The sequence below is a fragment of the Delftia sp. WSY_10 genome, from assembly GCF_043104705.1.
In the GTDB taxonomy this organism is placed as follows: Bacteria; Pseudomonadota; Gammaproteobacteria; order Burkholderiales; family Burkholderiaceae_C; genus Comamonas; species Comamonas tsuruhatensis.
The window spans coordinates 542591-569511 of record NZ_JBICKY010000056.1 but is presented as its reverse complement, the minus strand read 5'-3'; the positions used below and the strand labels follow the sequence as shown (position 1 = coordinate 569511).

Genomic DNA, 26921 nt, shown 5'->3' with positions numbered 1-26921 from the left:
TTTTTTCGTCGATACAAATAAAAAAAGCGGGACTTTCGTCCCGCTTTCTTAGAGTGCTATTTAGCGACTAAGTTGCTTGCTTAAGCAAACAAATTAGCGAGCGTAGCGGTGGGGCCAGGTGATACCGTAGGTGCCCGAGAAGCCAGCGCCAGCGCTGGGGTTGGTCAGCTTCTGGAAGGAAGCACCCAGGATAGGCAGGCCAGCGCCGCCGTTGGTCACGTTGGCGAAAGCCCAGCCGCGGTTGAAGGCGGAGTTGCCGGTGTCCTGACGGGCCACGGTAGCGGCCAGAACGGAGTTGCCGTTTGCGTCAGCGAAGCTCAGCACGCTGGTTTCGCCGCAGAAGCGGAAGGTAGCCACTTCACCGGGCGACAGAACAGCGCCGTCTTCACGGAATTGCTCTTCACGACCGAAGAAGGACTGGCCATCGGCAGCCACGCAGATACGAGCATCAGCGTTTTCGTTCGTCACTTCGGTGTTGCCGGAGTGGAAGAACGCAACACCACCGTTCAGGATGTCGGAGGAGAACACGCGGACAGCAGCATTGTTTGCGTTTGCGCCGTTGTAGTTCAGAGCCACGCTGTAGCGACGGGTGGGCATGGAGAACACCCAGTCGGTCTTGCCGGAGATGCTGGCATCGTTGGCGTACTGGTTGATGACCTGGGTCACGGCCAGAGCTTGCGACAGTGCCTGAGCTTGCGTCAGGGGCTGAGTGTTGCTCAGCGCGCCGAAGTAAGGCGTGGACATGTCGGGCAGGTCGTACAGGCCAGCACGGATCACGGGGTTGTTGAAGGTACCGCCGGTCACAGCACCGGCAGCATCCTTCTCCAGGCCCACGTTCACCGTACGGAACAGCGGGTCGGCCGTCACTTGGTTGGCCGTGGTTGCGTCGACAGGGGTAGCGCGCTGGGGGAACAGCACGTAGTTGCCGCGGGCAGCAGCACCCGTGCCATTCGTACCATCAACAGCCGTCAGAGCCGTGGCAGCACCCGAGAAGGTGGTGGTCTGCGGCACGTTCATGATGTACCAGTCACCCATCAGACCCGTGGTCGGGGTAGCCAGGCCGCGGGCAGCAGCGGTAGCCTCGGTGGTCCAGTCCGTGGTCAGCACGGCGGGGTTCAGCACGGTGCTGTCGCAAGCAGCCACGCCAGCGGCGTTGTGCTTGATGGTCTTGTACAGGGCCGACTGTGCGTCAGTGGTGGAACCATAGACAGCAGCGCTGGGGATGTCAGCCATGTTGAAGATTTCAACGTAGCCTTCACGCGAGCCGTTGGCACGTGCAGCGTCAGACAGCTTGGGGTTCAGACGGCCGGTCGTGCCGTTGAAGTAACCCACGGCGTTGGAAGCCTTGGCACCGTCGGTCGCGCCGGGAGCGGAGTTCAGGCGGGGCAGCGTGCAGGTGTTGTCCGAGCTGGCCAGTTGCAGAACGCCGTTGGCGCCTTGCGACACGGCAGCAGTCCAGACGTCCTGGGGCGACAGGAAGACTTGGAAGTCCATCAGGTCGTCGGAGTTGGCAGCGCCGCGGAAACGCACCTTGACGGCCTTGCCGTTACGGGTGTCGGTGTTCACCAGGTGCAGAACGGTCATGTTGCCGTTCTGAGCGGAGAAGTAAGGCACCACCAGGTTGTGGCCCGTGCCGCCTTCGCTCAGAGCGAACGATTGGGCGTTGGATGCACCCAGCACAGCAGCCGTAGGAGCAGCACCCGTACCGACGATCACGCCAGCCGATGCAGCGCCTGCAAAGCCCAGGCCACCAACCATGGCAGCAATGCTCAGGGCCAGAACATTTTTCTTCATAAGAACTATCTCCAGTAAAAAAGATAAGGTAGTTGCAACCACCACGATTGATCGCCGAGGAATCGTAGCACAGCCAGTTACGCCGCCATGTGGCTTTTTGGGGGCTTGCAAGTGAGCATTCGCGAAAAAAACAACACTTACCTAGCGAGCGCCGTTACAGGGACAGCGGATTATCCTCGACGTTCACCCAAGCACACAATAGTGCAGGAGCCCGTTCACGCTATTTAGTCGAGGTGCAGCCACCACTTGCCATCCTCGATCACCCAGGCTTCGGTCATGCTGATGGGGATGTCGGCATTGGGAATGCTGGGCACCTTAGCCGTGAAGTTGCGGCGCACCACGCAACGCGTCGGCTCACACTCGGTGGAAATCAGCTCGCCCCCCTTGAGTGCGGTAGCCCCGCCGTTTTCCCGACTGAAGCGCTCCTTGTCCTTGAGTTTGCGGTAGGTGGGCGTGAGGTACTCGTAGGCCTTGTCCACCTCGCCGGCCTGCCGCGCCTTGAGAAAGGCTGCGGAACGTGCGTTCACGATGTCCTCCGCAGTCTTGCCTGCATCCGAGGTAGTGGCGCATCCCGCCACCAGCGCCAGACAGGCCGCCCCGGCCGCCCACGCCATCCATCGCGCACCCCGTGCAAGAGGCTGTTTGATTATCTTGTTGCTCATATGGTTTTCTCCAGAAAGAAGTTTCGAGGCAGGCAGGGTCCGAACGTTCCAAAGACCTGTCCGCTTACCTGGAAGCCGGCGTGAGAGGCCCCACCTCCACCGAAGCCTTGGATGGCACCGGGAAGGCATCCTCCGGTGCGGAGCGACCCGAGGACTTGAGGAGTGGCGACAGGGACCGCATCTGCTCGCGCAGGTCTTCGCTGACCTCGCGCACGTCGACGTCGGTGCGCACCACGCGCGGGGTGATGATGACGATGAGCTCGGTGCGGGCACCTGAGTTGTTGGTGGAGCCGAACAGATTGCCGACCACGGGCAGATCATACAAATAAGGTATGCCCGACCGGCCCTCATTCGAATTCTCCTGGATCAGCCCTCCCATGACGATGGATTCACCCGACCGTACGGCCACACGGCTTGAGATCTGGCGCTGAAGGAACGCGCGCTGCTGCGTCACTTCATCCCTGGCTCCGACATCCGTCACCGATTGATTGACTGTCATAGTTACCAGATTGCCCGCATTGACAGAAGGGACGACCTGCAAATTCACCCCCGTGTCCTTATAAGAGAAGTTGTCGATGGCGGTCCCCGAGGTCCCAGTCACAGTAGTGCCGGATTTGTAAGGCTGCTGCGTACCGACGGCGATAGCCGCCGGATGGTTGTCCAGCACCATCAGCGTGGGACTGGCAACTACCTTGACCTGGGTCTTGCCCGCCAGAGCAGTCAGCACGGCCTTGATGTTGCCCAAGGAGTTTTTGAGCGTGTAATTAAAGCCCTGTCCAAGGCTCAGACCCGCCAAACCTCCTGTGGCAGTGTCCAGGGACGATGCACCAGGTGGGCGATCGTTCCCCCCCTGCCCCAGCAATCCGCCATTTCCACTGTAGCCCTTGTTGCCGACATCGCCACTGAAGGCCCATTGCAGGCCATAGCGCAATGTGTCATTAAGAGTGACCTCCACGATGCTGGCCTCGATCAGCACCTGGGTGGGCGGCAGGTCCAGCTTCTTGAGCGAAGCTTCGATGCGCTCGAACTCAGCTGGCGTGCCCCAGACCAGCACGGAGTTGTTGAGTTCGTCGGCCATGACGCGCACGCTGCCGAGATTCGCACCGACCATGCCTTGGCCCGTTCCGGTCTGGCCCCCAAAGCCCGAGTTCGTCGTAGAGCCAAAGCGTTGCCCGGTGCTCGAGCCAAAGCCGCTATTGCCAAAGCCGCTGTTTCCGAATCCGCTGTTTCCGAATCCGCTGTTTCCGAATCCGCTGTTTCCGAATCCGCTGTTGCCGAATCCGCTGTTGCCGAATCCGCTGTTGCCGAATCCGCTGTTGCCGAACCCGCTGTTGCCGGAAGTCGATGTTCCCAGGCCCGGCGCCACGCCGCTGTTGGCCGTGCTGCCGCCCGTGGAGCCGCCGAATATGCCGGCCAGCACGCTGGCCAGATGCCTGGCATTGCCGTTCTGCACGCGGTAGATGTTCAACTGCGGCTGGGATCCTCCGGAACCCGGCTGGTCCAGCTTGGCCAGCCAGCGCCGCGCCTCGTCCAGATAGGCGGCGCGCGGCGTGATGACGATGATGCTGTTGAGACGCTCGATGGGGATGATGCGCAGGGCGCCGAACATGGGGTTGCCCTCGCCCAGCGCCGTCACGGCTCCCGCGCCGGCACCGGCCACAGGTGCGGCGCCTGCGGCAGCGCCGGGTCTTACCGAACCGGCCGCGGCACCGGGTGCGCCAGGGGCGGCAGCCCCGGAACCGCCTCCGCTCATGATCTGCAGCGCCGAGCTGACTTCCTGGATGGAGACATACTTGAGGGGGAATACGCCCACGGACATTCCTGCAAGCAGGTTCACATCGAAAGTGCGCACCATGTCCAGCCAGCCTTCCGCCTGGGCCCGCGAACCGGCCATCACTAGCAGGTTGCGGATGTTGTCCACGCGCACGATGGCGTCACCGGGCACCATGGGCCGCAAAATGGACGCCATCTCGTTAGCGCCAATGTACTGCAGGGGCACGATGATGGTCCCGTAACCTGGCGCGATCGGCTTGTCAGGCGTAGCCTGGCGCACTGTGGCCCCTATGCTCTTGAGCGCATCGACGCGGCCCACATGGTAGGTGCCGCGCGCATCGCGCACCATGGCCATGCCATTGGCCTGCAGCGCGGTCTCAAGCAGGTTGAGAGCCTGATCGGCAGGAATGGCGTTGCGCGTACTCAGCGTGATGTTGCCGTTGATCGGCGGATGCAGCACATAGTCCAGCGACAGGATGTCCCCCAGAACCGTGCGGACCACCTGGGACAGGGGAGCATCCTCGAAATTGAGCTTGACGGGACTGCCCGTCACGGCCGGCAGGGGTTTGGCCTCACCCAGCAGCTTGCCCGTACCCTCCAATATCCGCGGCTTGGGACTGTCGGCTTCTGTGGCAGGCTTCTTCTTGGCGTCCTCCCGCCCGTCATCGCCTTCAGGCAGGAACACATATCCACCGGCGGCATCACTGCCGAAGTGGCTGACGAAATTGTTCTTGGCAGGCTGGGCGCATGCCAGCAGCAACTGGCAGACGGCAAGCGCCAAGGCTGTTCGGATAGGTCGATTGGACAGTTGCATAGATTTTCTCGGCTGTTCTTTCAGTTGCGGGGAGACCCTTACCGGACCACTCCACCGCCCAGGCTTGCGCCCTCATTCTGGGATGGGCTTTCCTGGGGCACGGGTGCCGAATCGCTGTGCTGTGCCGGCGTGACAGGAGCAGGCTGGACGGTCTGCGGCTGTTGCGTCGGCTGCGAACGGGTGACGGCGAATGTGCCTCTCTGGGCACGTGGAGGAATGGCCATGGGTGCCAAGGCACTGCCCATTCCCCCTGCTTTTACAGTTGTAGGCCTGGTCAATGGCAGGCGGCGCTTGCGCCCCCCGCTCTCCAGTTCGATCTCCCGATCAAAAACTCGCGACAGCGTCCACCCGCCCAGGCTCTGGCTCACCAGAAGGCGCTGCTCCTTGCCCGCGTACTGCACGATGGCCCCACTGACGGCGCCATCAAACAATCCCATGATTTTCGCCTTGGCCCATTGATCCTGCTCTGCCGGTTCCTCGTCGGGCTTCTTCGCTGGCGCTGGCGGCGGTGGCGGACGGCGGCTGAGAGCGAACAAAGGCCGCTCCTGCATCTGGAGCATCAACTGATCCTCCTGGCGCGTTCCGGAAGCCGGCGCTTCAGGCAACGTGGGCAACAGCGCCCTGATATCCGTCTTGAGGGGCTGGGGCGGCGCCCACCTGCTGTCCTTGACCTGCATCTGCGGCGTGAGCCAGGCCGCAGCCAAGGCGGCACACAGCAATACCTGGGCGGCTCCGAGACCCCACCCCAGCCAGTTGATCTGCTTCACTGTGTCTTGCTCCGGAGAATGCTGAAGGTGAATTGCGCACTCAACCTGGGCGCCACACGGGGGCTGGCATTTTGCAGGCTGCCGGGCAGGTTGACCTCCAGGTCATCGAGCCAGACAGTGGGACTGATGTCACGCAAGGACAGAAGTGCCATCTGAATGGCGGTCCACTCACCTTCCGTGGACATCACCACGTCGATGCGCTCATAGGTTCCCTCTTCCGGATTGGGACGCACCTGGCTGCTGACGATGGCAAGGCCGGCACGGTCCAGGGCAGTGCGCAAGCGCTGCTGTACCGCATTGCCGGTCTGCGTGGCATCGCTTTCGCCGGGATAGACATGCTTGGCCTTGGCGTCGGCCAAGCTTTCAAGAGCCTGCTGGATTTCCTTCTCCTGCTCCCGCAGGCCCAACAGCCGCGCATGGCGCGGCTCAACGAGATCCAGCTGGCTCTGGCCCCAGTTGTGCTTGGCATGAACCCACAGGCCGCCGGCAATGAGGGGGATCAGCAGTGCCAGGGCAGGTATCGACAGTATCGCCATCTGGCGCAAGGGCAGTCTTGGCTTGGCGACCATCATGCACCCTCCTTTGCCGAAGTGGATGCTGCGGGTGCATCTGCGGCTTCAGGCACGGCTTTGGCATCCTCCACGGCATGCACGCCGAGCACTGCCGGATCCAGCGTGGCCTCCAGCGTGAAGCTCTCCTTGCTGGTCCGCGAGGACCGCGTCACGGCACTGGGCAGGCGCACATCGCGCAAGCCCGACTCCTTGGAGAGCAGGCGCACAGCCTCGGAAGTATCGTCGCTTAGGCCCTGCACCGTGAGCTTGTCTCCCCTGAACTGCACGCGCTGTACCGCAGTGTCATCGGGCAGTACCCGCGTCAGGAGGGCCATCACGCGCAGGTGATCGATCTGTTTTTTTTGTCGCTCCAGCAGTGCGGAGACGCTTTCTGCCTCAGTCACCAGCGCCTGCCTCTTGGCCACGACATCACGGGTGGACTGGGTAAGCCGGGCGAACTGGGCGCCGGCATCCTGGGCACGCAGATACAGCTGCGCCGTCGGCGTGGCGGCCAGGGCAGCAACCAGAGCGACCGCCATCGCTGCGCCGATCGACAACCAGATGCGCTGACGTGCCTCGCGCGCCAGACGGGGCTGCTCGCCAAACCCGGTCATCATGATCGGCTGTGCCACGGACTCCGCCCAGACCTCGGGCAGCCTGCCGGCAGGCAGACGGGAGCCTTGCTCCCTCAAGACCCGCTGCACCTGATCACGCGAAGTGATCACCACATCGACCTGCTGCGCCGAAGTGACACTGTCCAGGGCGCGGACGGCAAAGGCCCAGAGCGTCTGCGCCTCGGTAAAGGGCGTCATCATCTGCACATCCAGCCCCACAGCACCACGCAATGCCTTGGGTGACATGGCGGGCAGGCGCAACGTACGTACCAGTACCTGCTCGGAAGACAGCAGAACCGCTGCATAGGCAGGCGCTGCCGTCCTTGCACCATCGGACTGCGCAGCCCAGTCGAGGCGATCGCCCCTGACCCAGGCCACACCATCAGGCCGGGAATCTCCTCCCACCACCTGGATGGAAAACCGCGGCACGCACCGCCGCACCCAAGGCTGGCGCGCCAGTTGCAGCCATGCCTCACGCAGTTGGTCGCCCAGTGAAGTCAGGTCGATGCCGAACAACTTCGCGTCGGAACTCAGCAGCGGCATGGATATCCCCTCCCGCTCTCACATTGAGCCATATTGAAATTCTTCCTTTCTTGGCACTTGAAGCGCTACAAGCGCCCTTTCCAGGTCTGCAAGGCGGACAGCACGGTCCATGGCAAGCGCCCGGGACCACTTGGACCGGTCACATCCACCTGACGCATGACCCATGCCTCGCCTAGGCCATCGAACGGTACCTTCGCAATGAGGGAGTATCGCGAACCCGACAGGCCCTGCTGTGACGCAACGCCTCCCCCTTCCAGCCACGGCCTGAGCGTTTCCGGCGCAGCTCCGGGATTCACAACCCCGCGCCCGTCCGAATCCGCCACGATGAAGTCCCGTATGCTGGAAAAAATGGCATAGGTCATACCGGGCACCTGCAGCAGGTCTTCAGGCGCATCCCAGGCCGGGCGCAGCGGCTGGCGACTGTCCACGCCATTGCGCGCCTGCACAATGGCCTGGGCCAACGCCTCGGCGGCTCCGCCGCCGAGGCCTGCCGCCTTGGACAACAGCAGCGCCAGCAAAGCTGGCGGCGCGTCATTGATGTTCACCAGGCCGCTCCATGGAAGGATGGCCACCTCTATTATCCCTTTTGGCGTTGGCACCGGAACCACGGCATAGTCGCGAAATTCCATGGGTTTGAGGGCAATTCGCTGCAAGACTTGGTAGATGGCGGCTTCCCCAAGCGCTCGGCCCTCAGCCATTTGCCGGGTCACACCGATGACCGATGCCTCACTGCGCACCACGCGCCCCAGGCTGCTTGCGAAGATGGCCAGAGCGGCCACGATCCAGAGCACCAGCACCAGGGCCATTCCACGCTGCGCGCAAGGCTGGCGCACCGACTCGATTGAACGAACTCTCACCAGACCGTGCCTCCCCCCAGGGTTGCCCGCATCGAACTAGCGGGGTTTGAGCCTGCGGGTGTGTTCATGGCTACGACCATCATCGGCCACGCCCCTGACGCCGACTGCAACTCGATCTGCACGGCAGACGGCAGTTCCTTTTCGTTGTCCTTTTCGGGCCCCCATTGCGGCTGCCAATGTGCCACGCCCAGCTTGGCGTTCTGGTAACGCAAGGCAAAACCCGTGACACCGCGATCGATCACGTAGGACTGGCTCTGCCCCCAGTCGGGCATGACATCTGGCCCCTGCCAGGGCGCAAAGCGCAGCACCAGGGCATCGCCTTCGACGGAAAGCTGGAAGTGGGTACGACCGCCCATGCCAAAGCGTGCGGGCATGATGCCCAGCCAGCGCATGCCCTGCGGGCCGCCTTCGAAAAACAGCTCGCTCTCGCCTTGCTTGCGCAGGCCCGCCTGCCGGCGCACGGCAGAGACCTGGCCCAGAACCGAGCGCAGGAAGGCAATGGACACACGCTGGTGGTCCATGCGGTCCAGTCGCGCATCGACACGCTCCTGGGTCTGAGAGACCGTGGACATGGCCGAGGCCAGCCCCAGCATGAGCAGGGACAGCAAAGCCATGACCACCAGCAGCTCCACCAGCGTGAAGCCGCGCTGCCTGGCCGAAGCCGAAGGCTTGACGCCGGACACTCTCATCGCGTTACCTCGCCTGGCTGCAATGGTCGCTGCGGACGCAGGGTTTCAAAGACCCAGCTGCGATTTTCGGCAGAGATGGTGATTCGCAATGCATGCAGGGGGACGGCGGTCTCAGGCAAGTCGCTTACCGGGAAAGGCGCCGAAGTCACTTGCCAAGCATAGATGCCATCCTGGCCCGAAGCCTGGGTGCCACCAGGATCGACCATGGGGAAGGCGTCCATCAGCGAATCGGCCAGCAGGGCCACGCCCTGGTTCTGCTCCAGTTTGGAAACACCGCGCGCGGAACCACCAACGGCCCGATAAATGAGCGCCAGCGAGATAGCCATGATGGACAGCGCCACCAGCAACTCCAGCAAGGTCATGCCCCGCACCCGGGTGCGGGCTCCAGCGCGCCGACGCACTACAGGGCCTCTTTGGTGACTTGGCCGGACAGCCAGTCCACACGCAGACGCACGCCGCTGCCGCTTTGCGCGCGGGCGAGCGAAATGCTGCCGCCCGTGGCACCGCCCTCGGGCAGGAAGACGATGGTCTGGCTGCCGTCGGGCAGGGCCATGCCGGCTGCCGTGGTCAGTTGCACCGTCAGGCTGTCGGGCAGCTTGGCCGTGGCCTGTCCGGCGATACCGTACTGCCTGCTATTCGTATTGACAGCGAATGCCACGGGCATGCCCTGCAACGTGGCCTGCTGGCGCGCCTTGCGCAGCAGGGCCGTCACGTCCTGCACCGTCTGCCGATAGTCCACGGCATCGCGCAGCTTGCCCATGGCAGGCGGCACGATGCCGATGATCGCGGCAAGGATGCCGAAGACCACCAGCAACTCGATCAGCGTGAAACCATGGGCGCGCTTCAAGACTCATTCCCGGCACGGAGGCAGCGTTGCACTGAGGCGTCAGACCAGCAACTTACTTGGTGTTGCGGATATCGGAAGCTTCACCTTCTCCGCCGGGTGTGCCATCGGAGCCCAGCGAGAGGATCTCGAGGTCGCCATTGGCAGCCGGATAGGTGTAGCGGTAAGGATTGTTCCAGGGATCATTCGGCACGCCACCCTTCAGGTAAGGGCCTGCCCAGCCGGCGACGCCAGCGGGCTGCTTGACCAGCGCGTCCAGGCCCTGCTGCGAGGTGGGATAGCGGCCCACGTCGAGCTTGTACAGCTCCAGCGCCTTTTCGATGTCGGCAATCTGCACGCCGGCCGTCTTGGTCTTGGCTCCGCCCAACTGGTTCAGCACCTTGGGGCCGACCAGGCCGGCCAGCAGGGTCAGGATGGCCAGCACGACCAACAGTTCGATCAGCGTGAAGCCACGCTTGCGGGCGCGGGAGGGCAGTTGCTTTTGCATGCGCATCATCTTCTACATACCTTTCAGACAATTCAGATTCATCAGACGGCCAGATCGTTGACGGACAGGATTCCGAGCAGGATCGACACGATGATGGAGGCGATAAGGATACCGAGGACCAGGATCAGCGCCGGCTCCAGCATGGTCAGGAGGCGTTTGATCGCGTTTTCGACCTCGCGGTTCAATATGTTGGACAGCTCCAGCATCATGTCGCCCAGGCGGCCGGTTTCCTCGCCCACCCGCACCAGATTCAGGGCCAGGGGCTCGAATTCTCCGGTTTTCTGGGCAGCATGGGCCATGCGATGGCCTTCCTTGACCATGGGACCCATTTTTTCCAGGCGCTCGCGGATGGCGACGTTGGAGACCGTGTCGCTGGCAATGCGCAGTGCGGTCAGCAGCGTGACGCCGTTGCCCAGCAGCGTGCCCAGCGATCGGCTGAACAATGTGAGCTGGTACTTGCGCACCACGCCACCCAGGCCCGGCAGGCCCAGCAGCCACGATTGCCAGGTCTGGCGGCCCTTGGGGCTCTTGACCCAGCGGGAAAAGGCCCAGCCCAGCGCGCCCAGCACGATGAACACCGCCCAGCCGTAGCTGCGAAACGCATGGCCCAACCCCATCACGAACTGCGTGGGAAGGGGCAGCGCGTCGCCCATGTCGTTGAAGAGTTGCTCGAACTGCGGGACCACGAAGCCCAGCATGGCCACCAGGGACAGCACGGCCACGCCCAGCAGGATGGCCGGATAGATGGTGGCCGAGACCACGCTGTCGCGCAGGGCACGCTGGCGCGCCATGTGTTCCACCAGCCGGTTGAGCACGCCCGACATCTGGCCGCTGGCCTCGCCCGAGCGCACCATGTTGATATAGAAGTCGCCGAACAGGTCATGGTGCTTGCCCAGCGCCTGGCTCAGCGGCATGCCGGCCTTGACGCTGTCGAGCACGGACTGGAGCATGGCCTGCATCTGCACCTTGTGGCTCATCTCCACCAGGACCTTGAGCGCATTGTCCAGCGACAGGCCGGCACGCATCATGATGGCCAGTTCGGTGGTCATGCCCTGGATGTCGTCGGCCTTGATGCGGCCTTTCTTGAGCGCACGCGCCGCCAGCGGCACATTGCCCAGGCTTGCGGCTTCCTCGACCTTGATGGGCGACAGGCGGCTCTTGCGCAGGTGCACCACCACCTCGGCCACGGCCGCAGCGGAAAAAGTGCCCTTGACCATCTGACCGCGGCTGTCCACGGCCTCCCAGCTGTAATCAGGCATCGCTCTGGTCCTGGGTCACGCGCAGCACTTCGTCGAGCGTGGTGACGCCCGAAGCCACCTTGCGCAGGCCGTCGTCATAGAGGCTCAGCATGCCGCTCTTGGCGGCCATGGCATGCAGGGCGTTGGCATCCTGGCCTTCGATGATGGCGCGGCGCAGCGGCTCGTCGATGACCATGAGTTCGTGGATGCCGGTACGCCCCTTGTAGCCCGTGCCGCGGCAGTGCTCGCAGCCGACGGCGCGGTAGATGGGCGAGCCCTCGCGCAGAAAGCGCTTGAGGCCGCTGCCCTCGATGGCGGCCGTCGGCAGTGTGTCGGGCTGCTTGCAGCGCGAGCACAGCGTGCGCACCAGCCGCTGGGCCAGCACGCCGTTGACCGAGGAGGTGATCAGGTAGCTCTCCACCCCCATGTCGCGCATGCGGGTGACGGCGCCTGCGGCGGTGTTGGTGTGCAGCGTGGACAGCACCAGGTGACCTGTCAGGGCGGACTGCACGGCGATCTGCGCGGTTTCTCCGTCACGCATTTCGCCGATCATGATGATGTCCGGGTCCTGGCGCAGGATGGAGCGCAGGGCGTTGGCGAAGGTCAGGTCGATCTGGGGATGAACCTGGATCTGGTTGATGCCGTCGAGCTGGTATTCGACCGGGTCCTCGACGGTGATGATCTTGTTGGAAACCGCGTCGATCTTGGACAGGGCTGCATACAGCGTGGTGGTCTTGCCCGAGCCCGTGGGGCCCGTGACCAGCACAATGCCGTGCGGCTTGGCCAGCAGCGTGTTGAATTTCTCGAGCGTGTCCGCCTCGAAGCCCATGCTTTCCAGGCGCAGCCTCACGCTGGCGCGGTCCAGCACCCGCATGACGATGCTCTCGCCATGCACCGTGGGCGCGGTGGAGACCCGCAGGTCCAGTTCGCGGCCCTTGGCGCGGGTCTTGATGCGGCCGTCCTGCGGCAGGCGGCGCTCGGCAATGTCCAGATGGGCCAGCAGCTTGACGCGTGAGCCGACGGCGGCGCTCAGGCGCGGCGGCACGAGTTCGGCCGCGTGGATCACGCCGTCCATGCGGTAGCGCACCTGCAGGCCGGCTTCAAAGGGCTCGAGGTGGATGTCGGAGGCGTGCAGCTCGATGGCGCGGGAAATGATGCCTGTGACCAGGCGGATGACGGGCGCCTCGCTGGCCAGATCCTTCAGATGTTCGACGAAGTCGCCACCCGTGGCGTCCGATTCCCAGTCCTGGCCTTCTTCCCCTTCGGGTTCCTGGCCTGCTTCGGACAGTGCCTTGCGGATGTCGGCCTCCAGCGCCAGCACGGGCTTGATCTGCAGCCCCGTGGCCAGGCGCAGCGCCTTGGTGATGAAGGGGTCCTGCGGCACGGACATGGCCACTTCGAGCACGCCGTCCTGCAGCGAAATGGGGCAGACGCACTGCGCATCCAGAAAACTGGCCAGCAGGCCAGGCACGTCGGGCAGCAGGTCGGGAAACTCTTCCGCACGCAGCCAGCGCATCTGCAGCTGCTCGGCCAGCGCCTGGGCCACGTCGGTTTCCGCCACCACACCCAGCTGTACCAGCACCTGGCCCAGGTAGCCGCCCAACTCCTGCTGCGCCTGCAGGGCGTTTTGCAGATCGCGCTCGTTCAGCTTGCCGGCGGAAAGGAGGCGTTCGCCCAGCCGCCCCTTGATCGGGGCTTCGACAGCGGCAATCGGTTCCATGAGGTGATTGGTGGAAGACATTGCCGCGGATTATCCACTGTCGCCGCATCCCCCGCCAAAGGCATAGCATGCGACACCCAGGGGCGCCGCCTTCCCGTCATCAACTGTTACGCGCGCAATCGTGCGGCGCGATGCTGCGCTGCACGATGAAAAGTGGCCTCAGGCGGTTTCAGGCGTTGTCAGGTGGTTCAAGGCGGCTTCAAGCCGCCTTCACCGCCTCCGCGGGCAGGCCGCTGGCATCACCCCAACGGCGCTGGGCCATGACCAGCAGCCCCTCGAAGATGAGGTTGTCCACCAGTTCGAAAGGCCGCGTCATGCTGGGCACCATCTTCCAGCCGGCGCCGCCGGCCATGACGCAGGCAGGCTCCATGCTGCAGTGCATGTAGAGATGCTGGTACATGCGCTCCACGGCACCGGCGATGGCGTAGGTGCCGCCGCTGGTCAGGGCGTCGCTGGTGTTGGTGGGAAATGGCGTGACCGCGCCCGTGGGCACATGCAGGCCGGCCGTGCCGCTTTCCAGGGCGCGCAGCATGATGCCGTGGCCCGGAAGAATCAGCCCGCCCATGAAGTGGCCATGCTGGTCCAGCGCGTCCACGGTGACGGCCGTGCCGACCATGACCACGATCAGGGGCCGCTCGGGGCCGCGCTGCAGGATGTGCTGGCGCGCACCGATCATGGCCACCCAGCGGTCCGCACCCAGGCGCGACGGAAAATCGTAGCCATTGGTGACGCCGGCCTCGGCTGCGCTGGGCACGGCCCACTGCGGCTCGAAATCCCAGCCCAGCATCATGTCGATCTGGTCGTGCACGCGCCGTCGCGCCGTGTCGCCAGCCACCACGCAGCCCAGCATGCGCGTGGGCGTGGGCAGGTCGCTCCACGGCCCTTCGGCCAGGTGCTCGATGTGCTCAAGGAACTCGGCGCCGTGCGCCAGCAGGGCAGCGCCAGGCCGATGCGCGTCGTACATCGCCCATTTCAAGCGGGTGTTGCCGATGTCTATGGCCAAAAAAGTCATGGGCGGGATTATCGGAGTTTTCCGGAGGATAGCGTCAGCCATGGACGACAACTGAGTGAGGACGTGAACGCAAGAATGGCGCAAATGTCAAAAATCCGGGAGCGCTCCTGCCCGGCAGCGCGCGCTGCCACTGTTAGGCGTTACATTGGCCTTTCCGTTTTTCCACCCACCAACAGGAGTCACCCATGGGACTTTTCAGTTTCATCAAGGAAGCCGGCGAAAAGCTGTTCGGCGGCAGCGCCGCACAGGCAGCCGAGCCTGCGCAAGACCTGAATGCCAAGGCGGCCAAGGCCATCGAGACCTATATCGGCACGCAGAACCTGGGCGTCAGTGACGTGAAGGTGCAGTTCGACGGCTCGCAGGGCAAGGTCACGGTGCTGGGCACGGCACCTACCCAGGCGGCCAAGGAAAAGGTGACGCTGTGCTGCGGCAACGTCTCCAGCGTGCAGTCCGTGGACAACCAGATGACGGTGACCAACCCCGAGCCCGAAGCCCAGTACCACGACGTGGTGCGCGGCGACACGCTGTCGGCCATTGCAAAGAAGTTCTATGGCGATGCCAACAAGTACCCGGTGATCTTCGAGGCCAACAAGCCCATGCTGAGCCACCCCGACAAGATCTACCCCGGCCAGAAGCTGCGCATTCCGGCAATCTAAGCCCCCCTGAGCGGCGTCGCCGCTTCCCCCTGAGGGGGACGACACCCTCGCGGCGGGGCGGCCCTTGCTCGGTGTCTCTGACCTGGCTCATGCCAGTTCTGGATGCCGCGAATTAGACCTACCCCGCTCCGAGAAAGGCCGCAATAGCGGCCTTTCTCAATGAAAGATTCAGTATTTACCGCTCAACAGCGCACCGAATCCCGGAACGGCTGTCGGCAAGCCCAGGCGCTTGAGCATCATGAACGTCGTGGCCACCGAGGAAGACAGTACCGGCAGGCCCACGCGGTCCTCGATGGGCTGCACCGAGGCCAGCGAGGGCATCTGCACGCAGGCCGAGGCGATGACCGCGTCGGCATTGGCCGTGTTCAGGCGCCGCGTGATCTCGATGGGTGCGCGCGCATCCTGGGCGCCCACCTGCAGGTTGTCGGCAATCTCCAGCGAGATGCTGTCCACCACTTCGATGCCTTCGTTCTCTATGTAGTCGATGACCAGCTGCGTCAGCGGCTTCATGTAGGGCGCCAGCAGCGCCACCTTCTTCGCGCCGATGGCGTGCAGGCCATCGACCAGGGCGCCGGCGCTGGTGACCACAGGCGCGGGGCCGCCGTTGTCCACGGTGCGCTGGTGCAGGCGCGTCTCGGAGACACGGTGGTAGCCGCGCCCCATGCTCATGATGGCCACCAGGCAGGCATAGCCGAGCACATCGACACGCGCATCCGACAGTTCCAGCGCGCAGCGGTCGCTGTCGCCGTCCATGGCAGCCAGCTCCTCCTTGGTCACATGCTTCATGCGCATGCGGCTGGAGTGAAAGGTGAAACGCTCGGGCGCCAGGGCCTCGCGGGCCCGCAGGATGGCGGGGATCTCGGTCTCCATCGTGGTGTTGGAGCTGGGCACGATCTGCCCGATACGGAAATGGTTTTTGGCTGTCATGTCAATCCATCGTGATGTGGTTGGCCTTGATGACCTTGCCCCAGTGGTCCGTCTCGCGCTGGACCAGGGCGGCCAGCGCCTGCGGGCCGAGGAATCGCGGCTCCACGCCCTGCAGGGCCGCGCGCTTTTGCACGTCAGGCGACTCCAGGGAGGTCTTGAGCGCGTCCGACAGCCTGGCGATGGCGTCGGGCGGTGTGCCCGCAGGCGCGAACAGGCCGACCCAGGCCTCCAGCTCGAAGCCCGGCAGGCCCGCTTCTGCGGTGGTGGGCACATCGGGCAGCATGGGATGGCGCGTCTTGCTGGTCACGGCCAGGGCCCTGAGCTTGCCCGTCTGCACATGGCCCAGCACCGAAGGCGGCGTGGTGATGAACATCTGCACCTGGCCGCCCAGCACGTCCTGGATGGCCGGGCCGGACCCCTTGTAGGGCACATGCGTGATCTGGGTCTGGGTCACCTGGGCGAACACGGCCGTGCCCACGTGCGACAGCGAGCCATTGCCCTGCGACGCATAGTTGACCTTGCCCGGGTTCTTGCGCAGGTAGGCAATGAATTCCTGCAGACTGTTCGCCGGCACCGAAGGATGGACGGCGATCACATTGGTGGCGGCCACGATCAGTCCCACGGGCACCAGCTCGGACTGGGCCCAGGGCAGCTTGGGAAACAGCGCCGGATTGCCCACGTGGTAGGCCGAATACGAAGCCAGCAGCGTGTAGCCGTCCTTGGGTGCCCTGGCCACCATCTGGTAGGCAATGTTGCCGCTGGCCCCGCCCCGGTTGTCCACCACGACCGACTGCCCCAGCAGGCGCGACATCGGATCGGACGCCAGGCGTGCCGCCGTGTCCACCACGCCGCCGGGCGGATTGGGGACCACGAGGGTGATGGACTTGGCTGGAAAGGCCTGGGCCTGGACGGTTCCTGCGCCCAGCAGGGCGGCCGCTGCCAGGCCGGCGGCCTGCAGCACAATGCGTCGATTCATGCTTGTCTCCATGTTCTCTTTGTACCGGCGCATTCTTGCGGGCCTGCTCGCGGTCGAACAGCCGTATCTCGTTGATCCATCCTTCGTCTCTGGTGGAGGATGCGAATGATCAACCTGCACCGATTCGATCTGCTGACGCTGCGCCTGTATGTGGCCGTGGTCGATGCCGGCAGCCTGACGGCGGGCTCGCGCACGCTGGGGCTGTCACTGGCAGCCGCCAGCAAGCGCGTGGCCGAGCTGGAGCAGCACTGCGGCGTGACCCTGCTGGTGCGCAGCAAGCGCGGCGTCACGCCCACGCCCGCCGGCCAGAGCATGTACCACCATGCCGTGGACGTGGTGGCCCGGCTGGAACATCTGGCCCTGGCCATGGACGACTTTCGCAGCGGCGCCACGGGCCAGTTGCGCCTGTGGGCCAACAACTCGGCGTTCGCAGGCTTTCTGCCCCGGCTGCTGGCCGACTTCATGGCGGCCCACCCGGGTGTCTCGGTGGACCTGGAAGACGCGCTGAGCGAGGAGTCCGTGCGCGCCGTGCTCAGCGGCGTGGCCGAGCTGGCCATCATCGGGGAGAACACGCCCCTGGAAGGGCTGAGCACCCAGGTCTGCGATGTGGACGAGCTGGTGCTGGTCATGCCGCGCGGCCATGCGCTGGACACGGACGACGACTCCCCCGTGCCCCTGGCCACCGTGCTGGACCACGACTTCGTGAGCCTGGCCCGCTCCACCTCGCTGATGCGGCGCATTGCGGCCGAGGCCGAATCCATCAACCGGCCCGTGCGGATCCGCATCCAGGTGCGCAGCTTCGATGCCATGTGCCACATGGTCTCGGTGGGCCTGGGCCTGGCCATCCTGCCGCGCGCGGCCACCGCGCCGCACCTGGCCGCGCGGGCACTGCGGCTGCGCCCGCTGGGGGCGCTCAACACCCGGCGCCGGCTGCTGCTGGCCATGCGCTCGCAGGCCACGCTGTCAGGACCGGCCCAGGCCCTGGTGGACATGGTGGCCGCCCGGGCGGCGGCGCTGGGGTTCGCGCAGCCGCAACGCTGAGCGACGCCAGGTCGGCGCCGGCTTACTGGCGCCAGGGCAGGCCGCGCAGGCGCCAGCCGCCGACATGGCCGCGCTGGCCGTTGGCGTCCACATCGCCCTCGAAGCCTTCGAGGATGTTGTAGGCCTCGATGCCCAGTTGCGCTGCGCGCTGGGCAGCGGCCACCGAGCGCACGCCGCTGCGGCACAGCAGGACCACCTTGCCGCCCTCAGGCACGGCGGCGCGCAGCTGGCTGTCGAAATCGGGGTTCATGGCCATGGACGGCCACTGCTTCCAGGCCACGGCCACGGCGCCGGGTACGCGGCCCACCCACTCGCGCTCGGCATCGGTGCGCACGTCCACCAGCGCGGCTTCACCGGATTGCAGCCATTGCCAGGCAAGGTCGGGAGGAATGTCGCCGGCATAGCCCTGTGCGGGCTGGACGGCCAGGGGAATGGCTGCGGGAACGGGAGCGTTTGCGGACATGGATGGGCTTTCTTGATAGGACGCGGTTGTGTGCCCGGCAAGAATAACCGTCCAGCCCGACTGGCGCCGCCTCGCCGGTGCCCGGATCGCCTATTCCCAGGGCGGCAGCAGCCTGTCGCGCAGCACCTGGCGCTGCGCCTCCCAGCCCGGCATCACGCTGGCCACCGTGGCCCAGAAGCGCGGGCTGTGGTCCATGTGGCGCAGGTGGGACAGCTCGTGCACGACTACGTAGTCGATGACCTCGGGCGTGTGCTGCATGAGCCGCCAGTTCAGGCGGATGGCCCCTGCGGTGTTGGCGCTGCCCCAGCGCGTGCGCGCGCTGGTCAGGCGCAGGCTGGTCCATTGCACGCCCAGCAGCGGCGCATGGCGCTGCAGGCTGGCCGTGAACCAGGAGCGGGCCTCGCGCAGCATCCAGGCCTGCACGCAGGCACGCACCTCGGCAGCTGATGCGTCTGGCGCCAGGGGCAGGTGCAGGGACTGGCTGCCGTCGGCCGCCTGTTCGCGGTGGACCTGGCGGGTGCGCAGCGGCTGGGCTTCGCCACCGGTGAGAAGCAGTGCCAGGGGACGCCCCAGATAGTCGATCTCGCCGCCGTGCTCCCACCGGATGCGTGCCGACTGCTGGGCCCGCTGGCGCTGCCCGGCCTCCTGGAGCTTGCGCAGTATCCAGCCCGACTTCGCATCCAGTGCCTGCCCGATGGCCGTCATGCTCACCCATGCGGGCGCGCTGACCACCAGCCCCTGCGCGCCGATGGTGAAGCCTATGGTGCGCCGGCGCGACCGCTGCAACCGATAGTGCAGCACCTGCCCCTGGAGAACCGCCTGCTGGTTGGCTTGCGGATGAACGAAGGAACTGTGCGCGGAGCCGGCGGGCGGGGTAGGTGCAGGTGCAGGTGCAGGTGCAGGCAAAGCCTGCGGCGCTTCGGGTTGAGCGGATCGCTCACGGCGCGGCCTCAGCCCGCCGTCCTGTCTTTCCACGGCGGGCGGCACCAACCAGTCCCAGGAACGCTGTGCCGTGTCCGCCATGCCGACTCCTGCCTCAGGCGCGGTAGGCCTCGGGGTCGAGGCGCTGCATCTCGGATTCGATCCAGTTTTCGACTTCCACCATCAGCTCCTCGTGCTTGCGGCCCACGGAAGGGATGGGCTTGCCGATGGAGACATCGACCACGCCCGGGGTCTTGATGAAGGCCTTGCGCGGCCAGCACTTGGCCGAGGTGACGGCAATGGGCACCACGGGCACGCCGGTCATGATGGCCAGGCGCGTGGCGCCGGTCTTGTACTCGCCGCGTTCGCCGCGCGGGATGCGCGTGCCTTCGGGGAACATGATGACCCAGGTGCCCTGGGCCAGCAGGCGCCGGCCCTGCTCGACCACCTTGTGGAATGCGCGCGAGCCGTGCTTTCGGTCGATATGGATCATGTCCATGCTGCCGATGGACCAGCCGAAGAAGGGCACCATGAGCAGTTCCTTCTTGAACACATAGGCCAGCGGGCGCGGCATGATCGCCGGCATGAGGAAGGTCTCGTAGGTGGATTGGTGCTTGACCAGCAGCACCACGCCCTGCTTGGGATCGGTGGGCAGGTTCTCCATGCCCTGCACGCGGTGGCGCACGCCCATGATCACGCGGGCGCTGTCCACCGACAGCTTGAGCCAGGCGCGCGCCACGGCATAGACGCGGCGCGGCCCGCCGCCCAGCCAGCGCGTGAGCAGCACGGCCAGGGTGTAGGGGATCACGGTGATGCCCATCCAGAGCATGTGGAGGGTGGAGCGGATCAGGGACATGGCGGCAGTGTGGTGCAGAAAGCGGCGCAGGGGCCGGGCGGCAGGCCCGGGCCTTGCGCCCTCAGGAATCGGAATTCACAAAGATAGCATTGTGCGCAGGACGGCAGGCCGGCGGCGCATGGGCAAAGCGCCATTCGGGCGTTCAGGCGTTCAGGGAGCGGGTGCGGCATCTGCCGGAACCAGCGCATCGGCCAGCGCGGCCAGGCTGGCATGGCGCTGGGTGCCGGCAGGCAATCCGGGCGGAAGTTCGCCGTCCAGAGACACTCCGGCGCTGGCGCCCGTGCAGACCAGGTGCAGGCGTGCGCCCATGGCCGCTCCGGCCTGCAGGTGGGCCACGCAGGAACCTATGACCCACAGCTGCTGCCCCTCGACGCCGAAGCGCTCGGCAATCTGCTCGAACAGCGCCGTGCCGGGCTTGCGGCAATGGCATTCCTCGTCCGGGGCATGGGGGCAGTAGAAAACCGCATCGACGCGCGCGCCTGCCGCCGCCATTTCGCGGTGCATGCGCGCGTGCACGGCATTGAGCTCGGTCACGTCGAACAGGCCCCGGCCCAGGCCTGGCTGGTTGGTGGCGACCACCACATGCCAGCCCGCCCGGTTCAGGCGCGCCACGGCTTCCAGCGCACCGCGCTGGGCCTTCCAGGCCTCGGCCGAGCCGATGAACCCCTCTTCACCGATCTGGTTGAGGGTTCCGTCACGGTCCAGGATCGCAATTTTCATGGTCGGGTCCCAAGAATGTCAGAACTCAATTGCGCGCGTCCCAAGACGAGGGACACCGAGGAAGGGCCTAGGCCGGCCGCGCCGCCCCGCACCGAGTGTGTCGTCCCCCTCCCTTGCGAAGCAAGTAGAGAGGCGCCGTGCCACGGGGGGAAGGCGCGAAGCGCCTCAGGGGGTGCTCCATTCACGCCAGTCGCGAAAGGTCCGCCACGCGATTCATGGCTTCGTGCAACGTGGCCAGCAGGCCCAGGCGGTTGGCCTTGAGCGCCGGGTCTTCGGCGTTGACCATCACATGCTCGAAGAAGGCATCGACCGGGGCGCGCAGCGCGGCCAGGGTCTGCAGGCTGGCCGTGTAGTCGCCGGCAGCAAACTGCTGCTGCGCCTTGGGCGCCACCGATTGCAGGGCTGCGTACAGGTCCTTCTCTGCCACCTCGGCCAGCACGGCCGCGTTGACCTGGGCCTGCACCGCCTGGTCGGCCTTCTTGAGGATGTTGCCCACGCGCTTGTTGGCGGCGGCCAGGGCCGGTGCCTCGGGCAGCTCGCCGAAGGCGCGCACGGCCTCCAGGCGCTTTTGCACGTCGGACAGGCGCTGCGGGCGCAGGGCCAGCACGGAGTCCACTTCCTGGGCCGAGAAACCCTGCTCGCGCAGGTTGCCGGCCAGGCGGTCGTAGATGAAATCGGCCAGCTGGGGCGTGGCGTCCTCGATCTTGTCGCCGAAGGCGGGCAGCACGCTGACCAGCAGGGTTTCCAGGTCCAGCGCCAGGTCCTTCTCGACCAGCATGCGGATCACGCCCAGGGCGTGGCGGCGCAGCGCGAAGGGGTCGCGGTCGCCCGTGGGCAGGTTGCCGATGCCGAACATGCCGACCAGGGTTTCCAGCTTGTCGGCCAGGGCCACGACCACGCCGGCGTTGCCGCGCGGCAGTTCGTCGCCCGCAAAGCGGGGCTTGTAGTGGTCCTCGATGGCATCGGCCACGGCCACGTCCAGGCCGTCGTTGAGCGCGTAGTAGCGACCCATGGTGCCCTGCAGCTCGGGGAACTCGCCCACCATGTCGGTCACGAGGTCGGTCTTGGCCAGTTGCGCGGCCAGGTCGGCCTGCTGGGCCAGTCCCGTGTCGCCCAGCTGGCGGGCAATGCTCTTGGCGATGGAGCGCACGCGCTCCACGCGCTCGCCCTGGGTGCCGAGCTTGTTGTGGTAGACCACCTTGCCCAGCCCGTCCACGCGCGAGGCCAGGGTCTTCTTGCGGTCCTGGTCGAAGAAGAACTTGGCGTCGGCCAGACGCGGGCGCACCACGCGTTCGTTGCCGCCGATGACGGCGCTGGCATCCTGGGGGCTGATGTTGCTGACCACCAGGAACTGGTGGGTCAGCCGGCCGGCGGCGTCCAGCAGCGGGAAGTACTTCTGGTTGGCCTTCATGGTGAGGATCAGGCATTCCTGCGGCACGTCGAGGAATTCCTTTTCGAACTCGCAGACCAGCACATTGGGGCGCTCGACCAGGGCCGTGACTTCGTCCAGCAGGGCCTCGTCCTCGATGGGACGGACACCGCCGCCCACGCGCTCGGCAGCGGCCTGCAGCTGGCGCGCGATCTCGGCACGGCGCTCGGCGAAGCTGGCGATGACGGCGCCTTCCTCGCGCAGTTGCGCGGCGTAGTCATCGGCGGAGCGGATGACCACGGGATCGACCGCCGCCTCGAAGCGGTGGCCATGCGTGGCCGTGCCGGCCGTCAGGCCCAGGGCCTTGACGCCGATCAGCACCTCGGTGCCGTGCAGCACCACCAGGCCGTGGGCCGGGCGCACGAAATGGACGCTGCTCCAGCCGTCGGCCAGCTGGTAGCGCATGACCTTGGGGATGGGCAGCCTGGCAATGGCTTCGTCCAGCGCCTTTTGCACGCCGTCGGCCAGCATCACGCCGCGCACGGTGGAGGCGTGGAACAGGGCCTCGGCCTTGCCTTCGCCCTGGCGGGTCAGGCTGGCAACGGCTTCTTCGCCGGCGCCCAGGGCGGCCAGCTTCTTGATCAGTGCGGGCGTGGGCTTGCCGTCGGCGTCCAGGCCCACGGAGACGGGCATGAGCTTTTGCGACACGGCCTTGTCCTCGGCCTGGGGCAGCACTTCGGTGATGTGGGCGGCCAGGCGGCGCGGCGAGGCATAGGCCGTCAGGCGCGCTTCGCTGGAGGCCAGCAGGCCCTGGGCCTTGAGCTGCTCGAACAGCACGCCGGCAAAGGCGTCGCCCAGCTTTTGCAGCGCCTTCGGGGGCAGCTCTTCGACAAAAAGTTCAACAAGAAGATTCGATGCGTTCATGGTCTGGTGGTCTCTCGGTGCAGCGGTGTCCGCCTCAGGCGGCCTTCTTGCCCTGTTGTTCGGCGGCCTTGGCCAGCTCGGCCAGCACTTCGTCGGCATGGGCCTTGGGCGCCATGGGGAAGCCCAGGCGCGCACGGCTGTCCATATAGGCCTTGGCCACGGCGCGGGCCAGGTTGCGGATGCGGCCGATGTAGGCGGCACGCTCCGTCACGCTGATGGCGCCGCGCGCATCGAGCAGGTTGAAGGTGTGGGCGGCCTTGAGCACCTGCTCGTAGGCCGGCAGCGCCAGCTGTTCGCCGATCAGGTGGTTGGCCTGCTTTTCGTGGGCGCTGAAGGCGGTGAACAGGAAGTCGGCGTCCGAGTGCTCGAAGTTGTAGGTGGACTGCTCCACCTCGTTCTGGTGGTAGACGTCGCCGTAGCTCAGGCCGTCGGTCCAGGTCAGGTTGTAGACGTTGTCCACGCCCTGCAGGTACATGGCCAGGCGCTCCAGGCCATAGGTGATCTCGCCGGTGGCGGGCTTGCAGTCGATGCCGCCGACCTGCTGGAAGTAGGTGAACTGGGTCACCTCCATGCCGTTGAGCCAGACTTCCCAGCCCAGGCCCCAGGCGCCCAGCGTGGGGTTTTCCCAGTCGTCCTCGACAAAGCGGATGTCGTTCTTCTTGAGATCGAAGCCCAGGGCCTCGAGCGAGCCCAGGTACAGCTCCAGGATGTTGTCGGGCGCGGGCTTGAGCACGACCTGGAACTGGTAGTAGTGCTGCAGGCGGTTGGGGTTGTCGCCGTAGCGGCCGTCCTTGGGGCGGCGGCTGGGCTGCACGTAGGCGGCCTTCCAGGGCTCGGGACCCAGGGCGCGCAGGAAGGTGGCGGTATGCGAGGTGCCCGCGCCCACTTCCATGTCATAGGGCTGGAGCAGCGCGCAGCCCTGGTCGGCCCAGTAGGACTGCAGCTTGAGGATGATTTGTTGGAAAGTGAGCATGACTTGTTTCAGGCGTCGCACGCAGGCCGGGGCCGCGCCGGTGAATGAGAGGCGGCTCGCGCCGCGCAAACGACGATTTTAAGGCGCCGCCCGGCCCTGCGCCGTGGCGCGGGCCTGCGGCCCCACGGCAGACGCGCCACAGGGCGATCTGCATCAAAAAACGGAGCAGGCGACACATGCCGGCAAAGGCCGTGGCGCGCGAAGACCCGAAAGCCCGCCTTGCACGACGCATCCGGATCATTTTTTGACAATTCACCGGGGCAGCGGCCGGTGGCCGTTCTCCCCGCCGCCATGCACGCCGCCTAGAATGGCCCATTGACCTTTTTTGTCGTGGACCACCACCGTTTCGGAGCCTGCCATGAACCTGATGAACATCATCACCAAGCAACTGATAGAGATCATCGAGTGGACCGATGACTCGCGCGACACGCTCTCCTACCGCTGGCCCGACGACGACAAGGAAATCAAGAACGGCGCCCAGCTCATCGTGCGCGAGTCGCAGCAGGTGCAGTTCGTCTCGGCCGGCCAGTACGCCGACCTGTTCAGCCCCGGCAAGCACACGCTGACCACGCAGAACATTCCCATCCTGTCCACCATCCAGGGCTGGAAGTACGGCTTCAACTCGCCGTTCAAGTGCGATGTCTACTTCATCAACACGCGGCTGTTCACGGGCAACAAGTGGGGCACCTCCAACCCCGTGATGGTGCGCGACCAGGACTTCGGCGCCGTGCGCCTGCGCGCCTTCGGCACCTATGACTTCCGCATCGTCGAGCCGGCCAAGTTCCTCAAGGAAGTGGCGGGCACGGACCAGAACTTCCGCATCGACGAGTTCGCCGACACCATGCGCTCGCGCATCATCAGCGTGTTCACCGAGTCGCTGGCCAAGGCCCGAGTGCCCGTGCTGGACGTGGCCCAGCGCTATGGCGAGCTGGGCGATGCGCTGCTGCCGCTGATCAACCCGGCCATGACGGACAAGTACGGCCTGGAGATCACCAGCTTCGTGCTGGAGAACGTGTCCGTGCCGCCCGAGGTGGAGCAGGCCATCGACAAGCGCTCCAGCATGACGGCCATCGGCAACCTCAACGACTACGTCAAGTACCAGATGGGCCAGGCCATGACCACGGGCGGCGAAGGCGCTGCCGCAGCCACCCTGCCCGCCACCATGGCCATGGGCTTCGGCATGGCGCAGGAGATGATGAAGAGCATGCAAAACGGCGGCGGCGCCGGTGGCGCACCGGCCGGCCAGGCCTCCGACCCGTTCTCGCCTGCCGCCGCCCAGGCCGCCCAGGCGCCGGCAGCACCCGCCGCCGGTGGCCTGCAGGTGCTGACTCCGGCACAGGCGGCCCAGGTGCTGGGTGTGAGCGAGGCCGATGTGCTGGCCGAGATCCAGGCCGGCAACCTCAAGGCGCGCCAGATCGGCAGCCAGTGGCGCATTGCGCAAGCCGCACTCGATGAGTTCCTGCGCGGCTGACATTTCCGTGGTTTGACCCTTTGCGGCGCCAGGCCCTGCCTGGCGCCGCGTCCCGTTTTCCAGGACCGATGCCGTGAGCGCGCCCTCCTCCAGTTCCTCCAGCACCTCGACTTCCCCCGCCTCCGGTTCCTGGGAGGCCGCTGCCGCCGCGCCAGCCATGGTGCGCAAGCACCCCTGCCCCGAATGCGGCGCCAACCTCGAATGGAATGCCCAGGCCCAGGCGCTCAAGTGCCCGTACTGCGGCACCACGGTGCCCTGGAGCGAGGAAACGCGCGAGGAACTGGGCCGCGATGTGGTCGAGCAGGGCCTGGCCGAGGCGCTGCGCAACCCCAAGTCCGGCCGGGGCTGGGGCACGGAGGACCGCTACGAGGTCCAGTGCCAGAACTGCCGCGCGATCTCGGTCTTCGTGAACCGCACCGTGGCCCAGCGCTGCGACTTCTGCGGCTCGCCCTCCATCGTCGCCCATGAGGACCAGGGCGATGCCATCACGCCGCAGAGCATCCTGCCCTTCAAGATCAGCGACGGCCAGATCCGCGACCGCATACGCCAGTGGTACGGCAGCCGCTGGTTCGCGCCCAACCGCCTGAAATCCGCCGCGCTGACCGACACGCTGCACGGCGTGTACCTGCCGTACTGGACCTTCGACGCCCACGCCAGCGCCGACTGGCAGGCCGAGGCGGGCTTCTACTACTACACCACCGAGTCCTACCGCGACAGCAACGGCAACGTGCAGACGCGCCAGGTGCGCCATGTGCGCTGGGAGCCGGCCTCGGGCAGCCTCGCCCATTTCTTCGACGACGAGCTGGTGCCCGGCACCGTGGGCGTGCACGCCAACCTGCTGCGCCAGGTGGAGCCCTTCCCCACCACCACCGACCTCAAGCCCTACACGCCCGAGTTCGTGCGCGGCTGGACGGTGGAGCGCTACCAGATCGACCTGGGCAAGGCCGCGCAGGTCAACGTGCAGGACATGGACGAGCAGCTGCGCGCCCTGTGCGCGCGCCAGGTGCCCGGCGACACCTACCGCAACCTGCAGATGCAGCGCGAGTACCAGGGCCGCACCTTCAAGCACATCCTCGTGCCGGTCTGGCTGGTGGGCTACACCTACGGCAGCAGGACCTTCCAGATCATCGCCAACGGCTACACGGGCCAGATCGCGGGCGAGCGCCCCTACAGCGCCCTCAAGATCACGCTGGCCGTGCTGGCCACGATCATGGTGCTGGCGCTGCTGTGGGTGATGTTCGGCAAGTAGGCCGGCTGCC

The 26921-nt window shown here is 65.8% G+C and carries 26 protein-coding genes; 4 read left to right on the top strand and 22 right to left on the bottom strand.

Annotated features, from left to right (window positions below; all coding sequences use genetic code 11):
• Positions 1-93: 93 nt before the first annotated feature.
• The 14 genes from ACF8ML_RS25215 to ACF8ML_RS25150 all read right to left on the bottom strand — a co-directional run bounded on the left by ACF8ML_RS25215 (position 94) and on the right by ACF8ML_RS25150 (position 14365).
• Positions 94-1794 carry a cell surface protein gene (locus tag ACF8ML_RS25215; RefSeq protein WP_392408266.1) on the bottom strand — a complete coding sequence of 567 codons (1701 nt, stop codon included), beginning with the start codon at positions 1792-1794 and terminating at the stop codon, positions 94-96.
• 224 nt (positions 1795-2018) lie between these two features.
• Positions 2019-2321 (bottom strand): hypothetical protein, encoded by a 303-nt coding sequence (locus tag ACF8ML_RS25210; protein WP_235434572.1) that lies wholly within the window; start codon positions 2319-2321, stop codon positions 2019-2021.
• Between the two features lie 199 nt (positions 2322-2520).
• Positions 2521-5043, bottom strand: a complete 2523-nt coding sequence (gspD, locus tag ACF8ML_RS25205; RefSeq protein ID WP_392408265.1) for a type II secretion system secretin GspD — start codon at positions 5041-5043, stop codon at positions 2521-2523.
• A gap of 38 nt (positions 5044-5081) precedes the next feature.
• Entirely contained in the window at positions 5082-5810 is a 729-nt protein-coding gene (locus ACF8ML_RS25200; RefSeq protein WP_374006150.1) for a hypothetical protein, read from the bottom strand.
• Complete coding sequence (gene gspM, locus ACF8ML_RS25195) at positions 5807-6382, bottom strand: type II secretion system protein GspM (RefSeq protein ID WP_047326207.1); 576 nt, start codon at positions 6380-6382, stop codon at positions 5807-5809. Before gspM ends, ACF8ML_RS25200 begins: the two co-directional genes overlap by 4 nt.
• On the bottom strand, positions 6379-7518 hold the full coding sequence (locus ACF8ML_RS25190) for a PilN domain-containing protein (RefSeq protein ID WP_047326208.1): 1140 nt from the start codon (positions 7516-7518) through the stop codon (positions 6379-6381). Before ACF8ML_RS25190 ends, gspM begins: the two co-directional genes overlap by 4 nt.
• Before the next feature lie 65 nt (positions 7519-7583).
• Positions 7584-8324 carry a type II secretion system minor pseudopilin GspK gene (locus ACF8ML_RS25185; RefSeq protein WP_392408264.1) on the bottom strand — a complete coding sequence of 247 codons (741 nt, stop codon included), beginning with the start codon at positions 8322-8324 and terminating at the stop codon, positions 7584-7586.
• A 47-nt stretch (positions 8325-8371) separates the two neighbouring features.
• Positions 8372-9064: a prepilin-type N-terminal cleavage/methylation domain-containing protein gene (locus tag ACF8ML_RS25180; RefSeq protein ID WP_392408263.1), complete on the bottom strand. Its 693-nt coding sequence runs from the start codon at positions 9062-9064 to the stop codon at positions 8372-8374.
• Positions 9061-9465 carry a type II secretion system protein gene (locus ACF8ML_RS25175; RefSeq protein WP_392408262.1) on the bottom strand — a complete coding sequence of 135 codons (405 nt, stop codon included), beginning with the start codon at positions 9463-9465 and terminating at the stop codon, positions 9061-9063. The genes ACF8ML_RS25180 and ACF8ML_RS25175 overlap by 4 nt, the downstream gene beginning before the upstream one ends.
• Positions 9465-9911 carry a GspH/FimT family pseudopilin gene (locus tag ACF8ML_RS25170; RefSeq protein WP_046240069.1) on the bottom strand — a complete coding sequence of 149 codons (447 nt, stop codon included), beginning with the start codon at positions 9909-9911 and terminating at the stop codon, positions 9465-9467. Before ACF8ML_RS25170 ends, ACF8ML_RS25175 begins: the two co-directional genes overlap by 1 nt.
• A gap of 52 nt (positions 9912-9963) precedes the next feature.
• A complete protein-coding gene (gene gspG, locus ACF8ML_RS25165) occupies positions 9964-10404 on the bottom strand; it encodes a type II secretion system major pseudopilin GspG (protein ID WP_392408261.1) in 441 nt (146 codons plus the stop codon).
• Between the two features lie 32 nt (positions 10405-10436).
• Complete coding sequence (locus ACF8ML_RS25160; RefSeq protein ID WP_047469286.1) at positions 10437-11654, bottom strand: type II secretion system F family protein; 1218 nt, start codon at positions 11652-11654, stop codon at positions 10437-10439.
• Positions 11647-13353 (bottom strand): type II secretion system ATPase GspE, encoded by a 1707-nt coding sequence (gene gspE / locus ACF8ML_RS25155; RefSeq protein ID WP_016446467.1) that lies wholly within the window; start codon positions 13351-13353, stop codon positions 11647-11649. The genes ACF8ML_RS25160 and gspE overlap by 8 nt, the downstream gene beginning before the upstream one ends.
• Before the next feature lie 199 nt (positions 13354-13552).
• Positions 13553-14365, bottom strand: a complete 813-nt coding sequence (locus ACF8ML_RS25150) for a type III pantothenate kinase (RefSeq protein ID WP_016446468.1) — start codon at positions 14363-14365, stop codon at positions 13553-13555.
• 185 nt (positions 14366-14550) lie between these two features.
• Here ACF8ML_RS25150 and lysM point away from each other — a divergent pair, with 185 nt between their 5' ends.
• Positions 14551-15021 (top strand): peptidoglycan-binding protein LysM, encoded by a 471-nt coding sequence (lysM, locus tag ACF8ML_RS25145; protein ID WP_016446469.1) that lies wholly within the window; start codon positions 14551-14553, stop codon positions 15019-15021.
• 168 nt (positions 15022-15189) lie between these two features.
• Here lysM and ACF8ML_RS25140 read toward each other — a convergent pair whose 3' ends face one another.
• On the bottom strand, positions 15190-15948 hold the full coding sequence (locus ACF8ML_RS25140) for a maleate isomerase (protein ID WP_016451831.1): 759 nt from the start codon (positions 15946-15948) through the stop codon (positions 15190-15192).
• Position 15949: 1 nt separating this feature from the next.
• Complete coding sequence (locus ACF8ML_RS25135) at positions 15950-16924, bottom strand: tripartite tricarboxylate transporter substrate binding protein (protein ID WP_016446471.1); 975 nt, start codon at positions 16922-16924, stop codon at positions 15950-15952.
• A 105-nt stretch (positions 16925-17029) separates the two neighbouring features.
• Here ACF8ML_RS25135 and ACF8ML_RS25130 point away from each other — a divergent pair, with 105 nt between their 5' ends.
• Positions 17030-17965 (top strand): LysR family transcriptional regulator, encoded by a 936-nt coding sequence (locus ACF8ML_RS25130; RefSeq protein ID WP_012203224.1) that lies wholly within the window; start codon positions 17030-17032, stop codon positions 17963-17965.
• 22 nt (positions 17966-17987) lie between these two features.
• Here ACF8ML_RS25130 and ACF8ML_RS25125 read toward each other — a convergent pair whose 3' ends face one another.
• The 6 genes from ACF8ML_RS25125 to glyQ form a co-directional block, all read right to left on the bottom strand.
• Positions 17988-18428 carry a rhodanese-like domain-containing protein gene (locus tag ACF8ML_RS25125; RefSeq protein WP_392408260.1) on the bottom strand — a complete coding sequence of 147 codons (441 nt, stop codon included), beginning with the start codon at positions 18426-18428 and terminating at the stop codon, positions 17988-17990.
• Positions 18429-18518: 90 nt separating this feature from the next.
• Positions 18519-19451, bottom strand: coding sequence for a M48 family metallopeptidase (locus ACF8ML_RS25120; RefSeq protein WP_392408259.1), 933 nt, complete (start codon positions 19449-19451; stop codon positions 18519-18521).
• Between the two features lie 13 nt (positions 19452-19464).
• Positions 19465-20205: a 1-acyl-sn-glycerol-3-phosphate acyltransferase gene (locus ACF8ML_RS25115; protein WP_016446474.1), complete on the bottom strand. Its 741-nt coding sequence runs from the start codon at positions 20203-20205 to the stop codon at positions 19465-19467.
• 150 nt (positions 20206-20355) lie between these two features.
• Complete coding sequence (locus tag ACF8ML_RS25110; protein WP_047326216.1) at positions 20356-20925, bottom strand: HAD-IIIA family hydrolase; 570 nt, start codon at positions 20923-20925, stop codon at positions 20356-20358.
• 181 nt (positions 20926-21106) lie between these two features.
• A complete protein-coding gene (gene glyS, locus ACF8ML_RS25105; RefSeq protein ID WP_016446476.1) occupies positions 21107-23218 on the bottom strand; it encodes a glycine--tRNA ligase subunit beta in 2112 nt (703 codons plus the stop codon).
• 34 nt (positions 23219-23252) lie between these two features.
• The gene (gene glyQ, locus ACF8ML_RS25100) at positions 23253-24191 is read right to left on the bottom strand and encodes a glycine--tRNA ligase subunit alpha (RefSeq protein WP_016446477.1); all 939 of its coding nucleotides are present in this window, start codon (positions 24189-24191) and stop codon (positions 23253-23255) included.
• A 358-nt stretch (positions 24192-24549) separates the two neighbouring features.
• Here glyQ and ACF8ML_RS25095 point away from each other — a divergent pair, with 358 nt between their 5' ends.
• Entirely contained in the window at positions 24550-25662 is a 1113-nt protein-coding gene (locus ACF8ML_RS25095; RefSeq protein WP_034365129.1) for an SPFH and helix-turn-helix domain-containing protein, read from the top strand.
• A 73-nt stretch (positions 25663-25735) separates the two neighbouring features.
• Positions 25736-26911 carry a zinc ribbon domain-containing protein gene (locus ACF8ML_RS25090; RefSeq protein ID WP_392408258.1) on the top strand — a complete coding sequence of 392 codons (1176 nt, stop codon included), beginning with the start codon at positions 25736-25738 and terminating at the stop codon, positions 26909-26911.
• Positions 26912-26921: the final 10 nt, after the last annotated feature.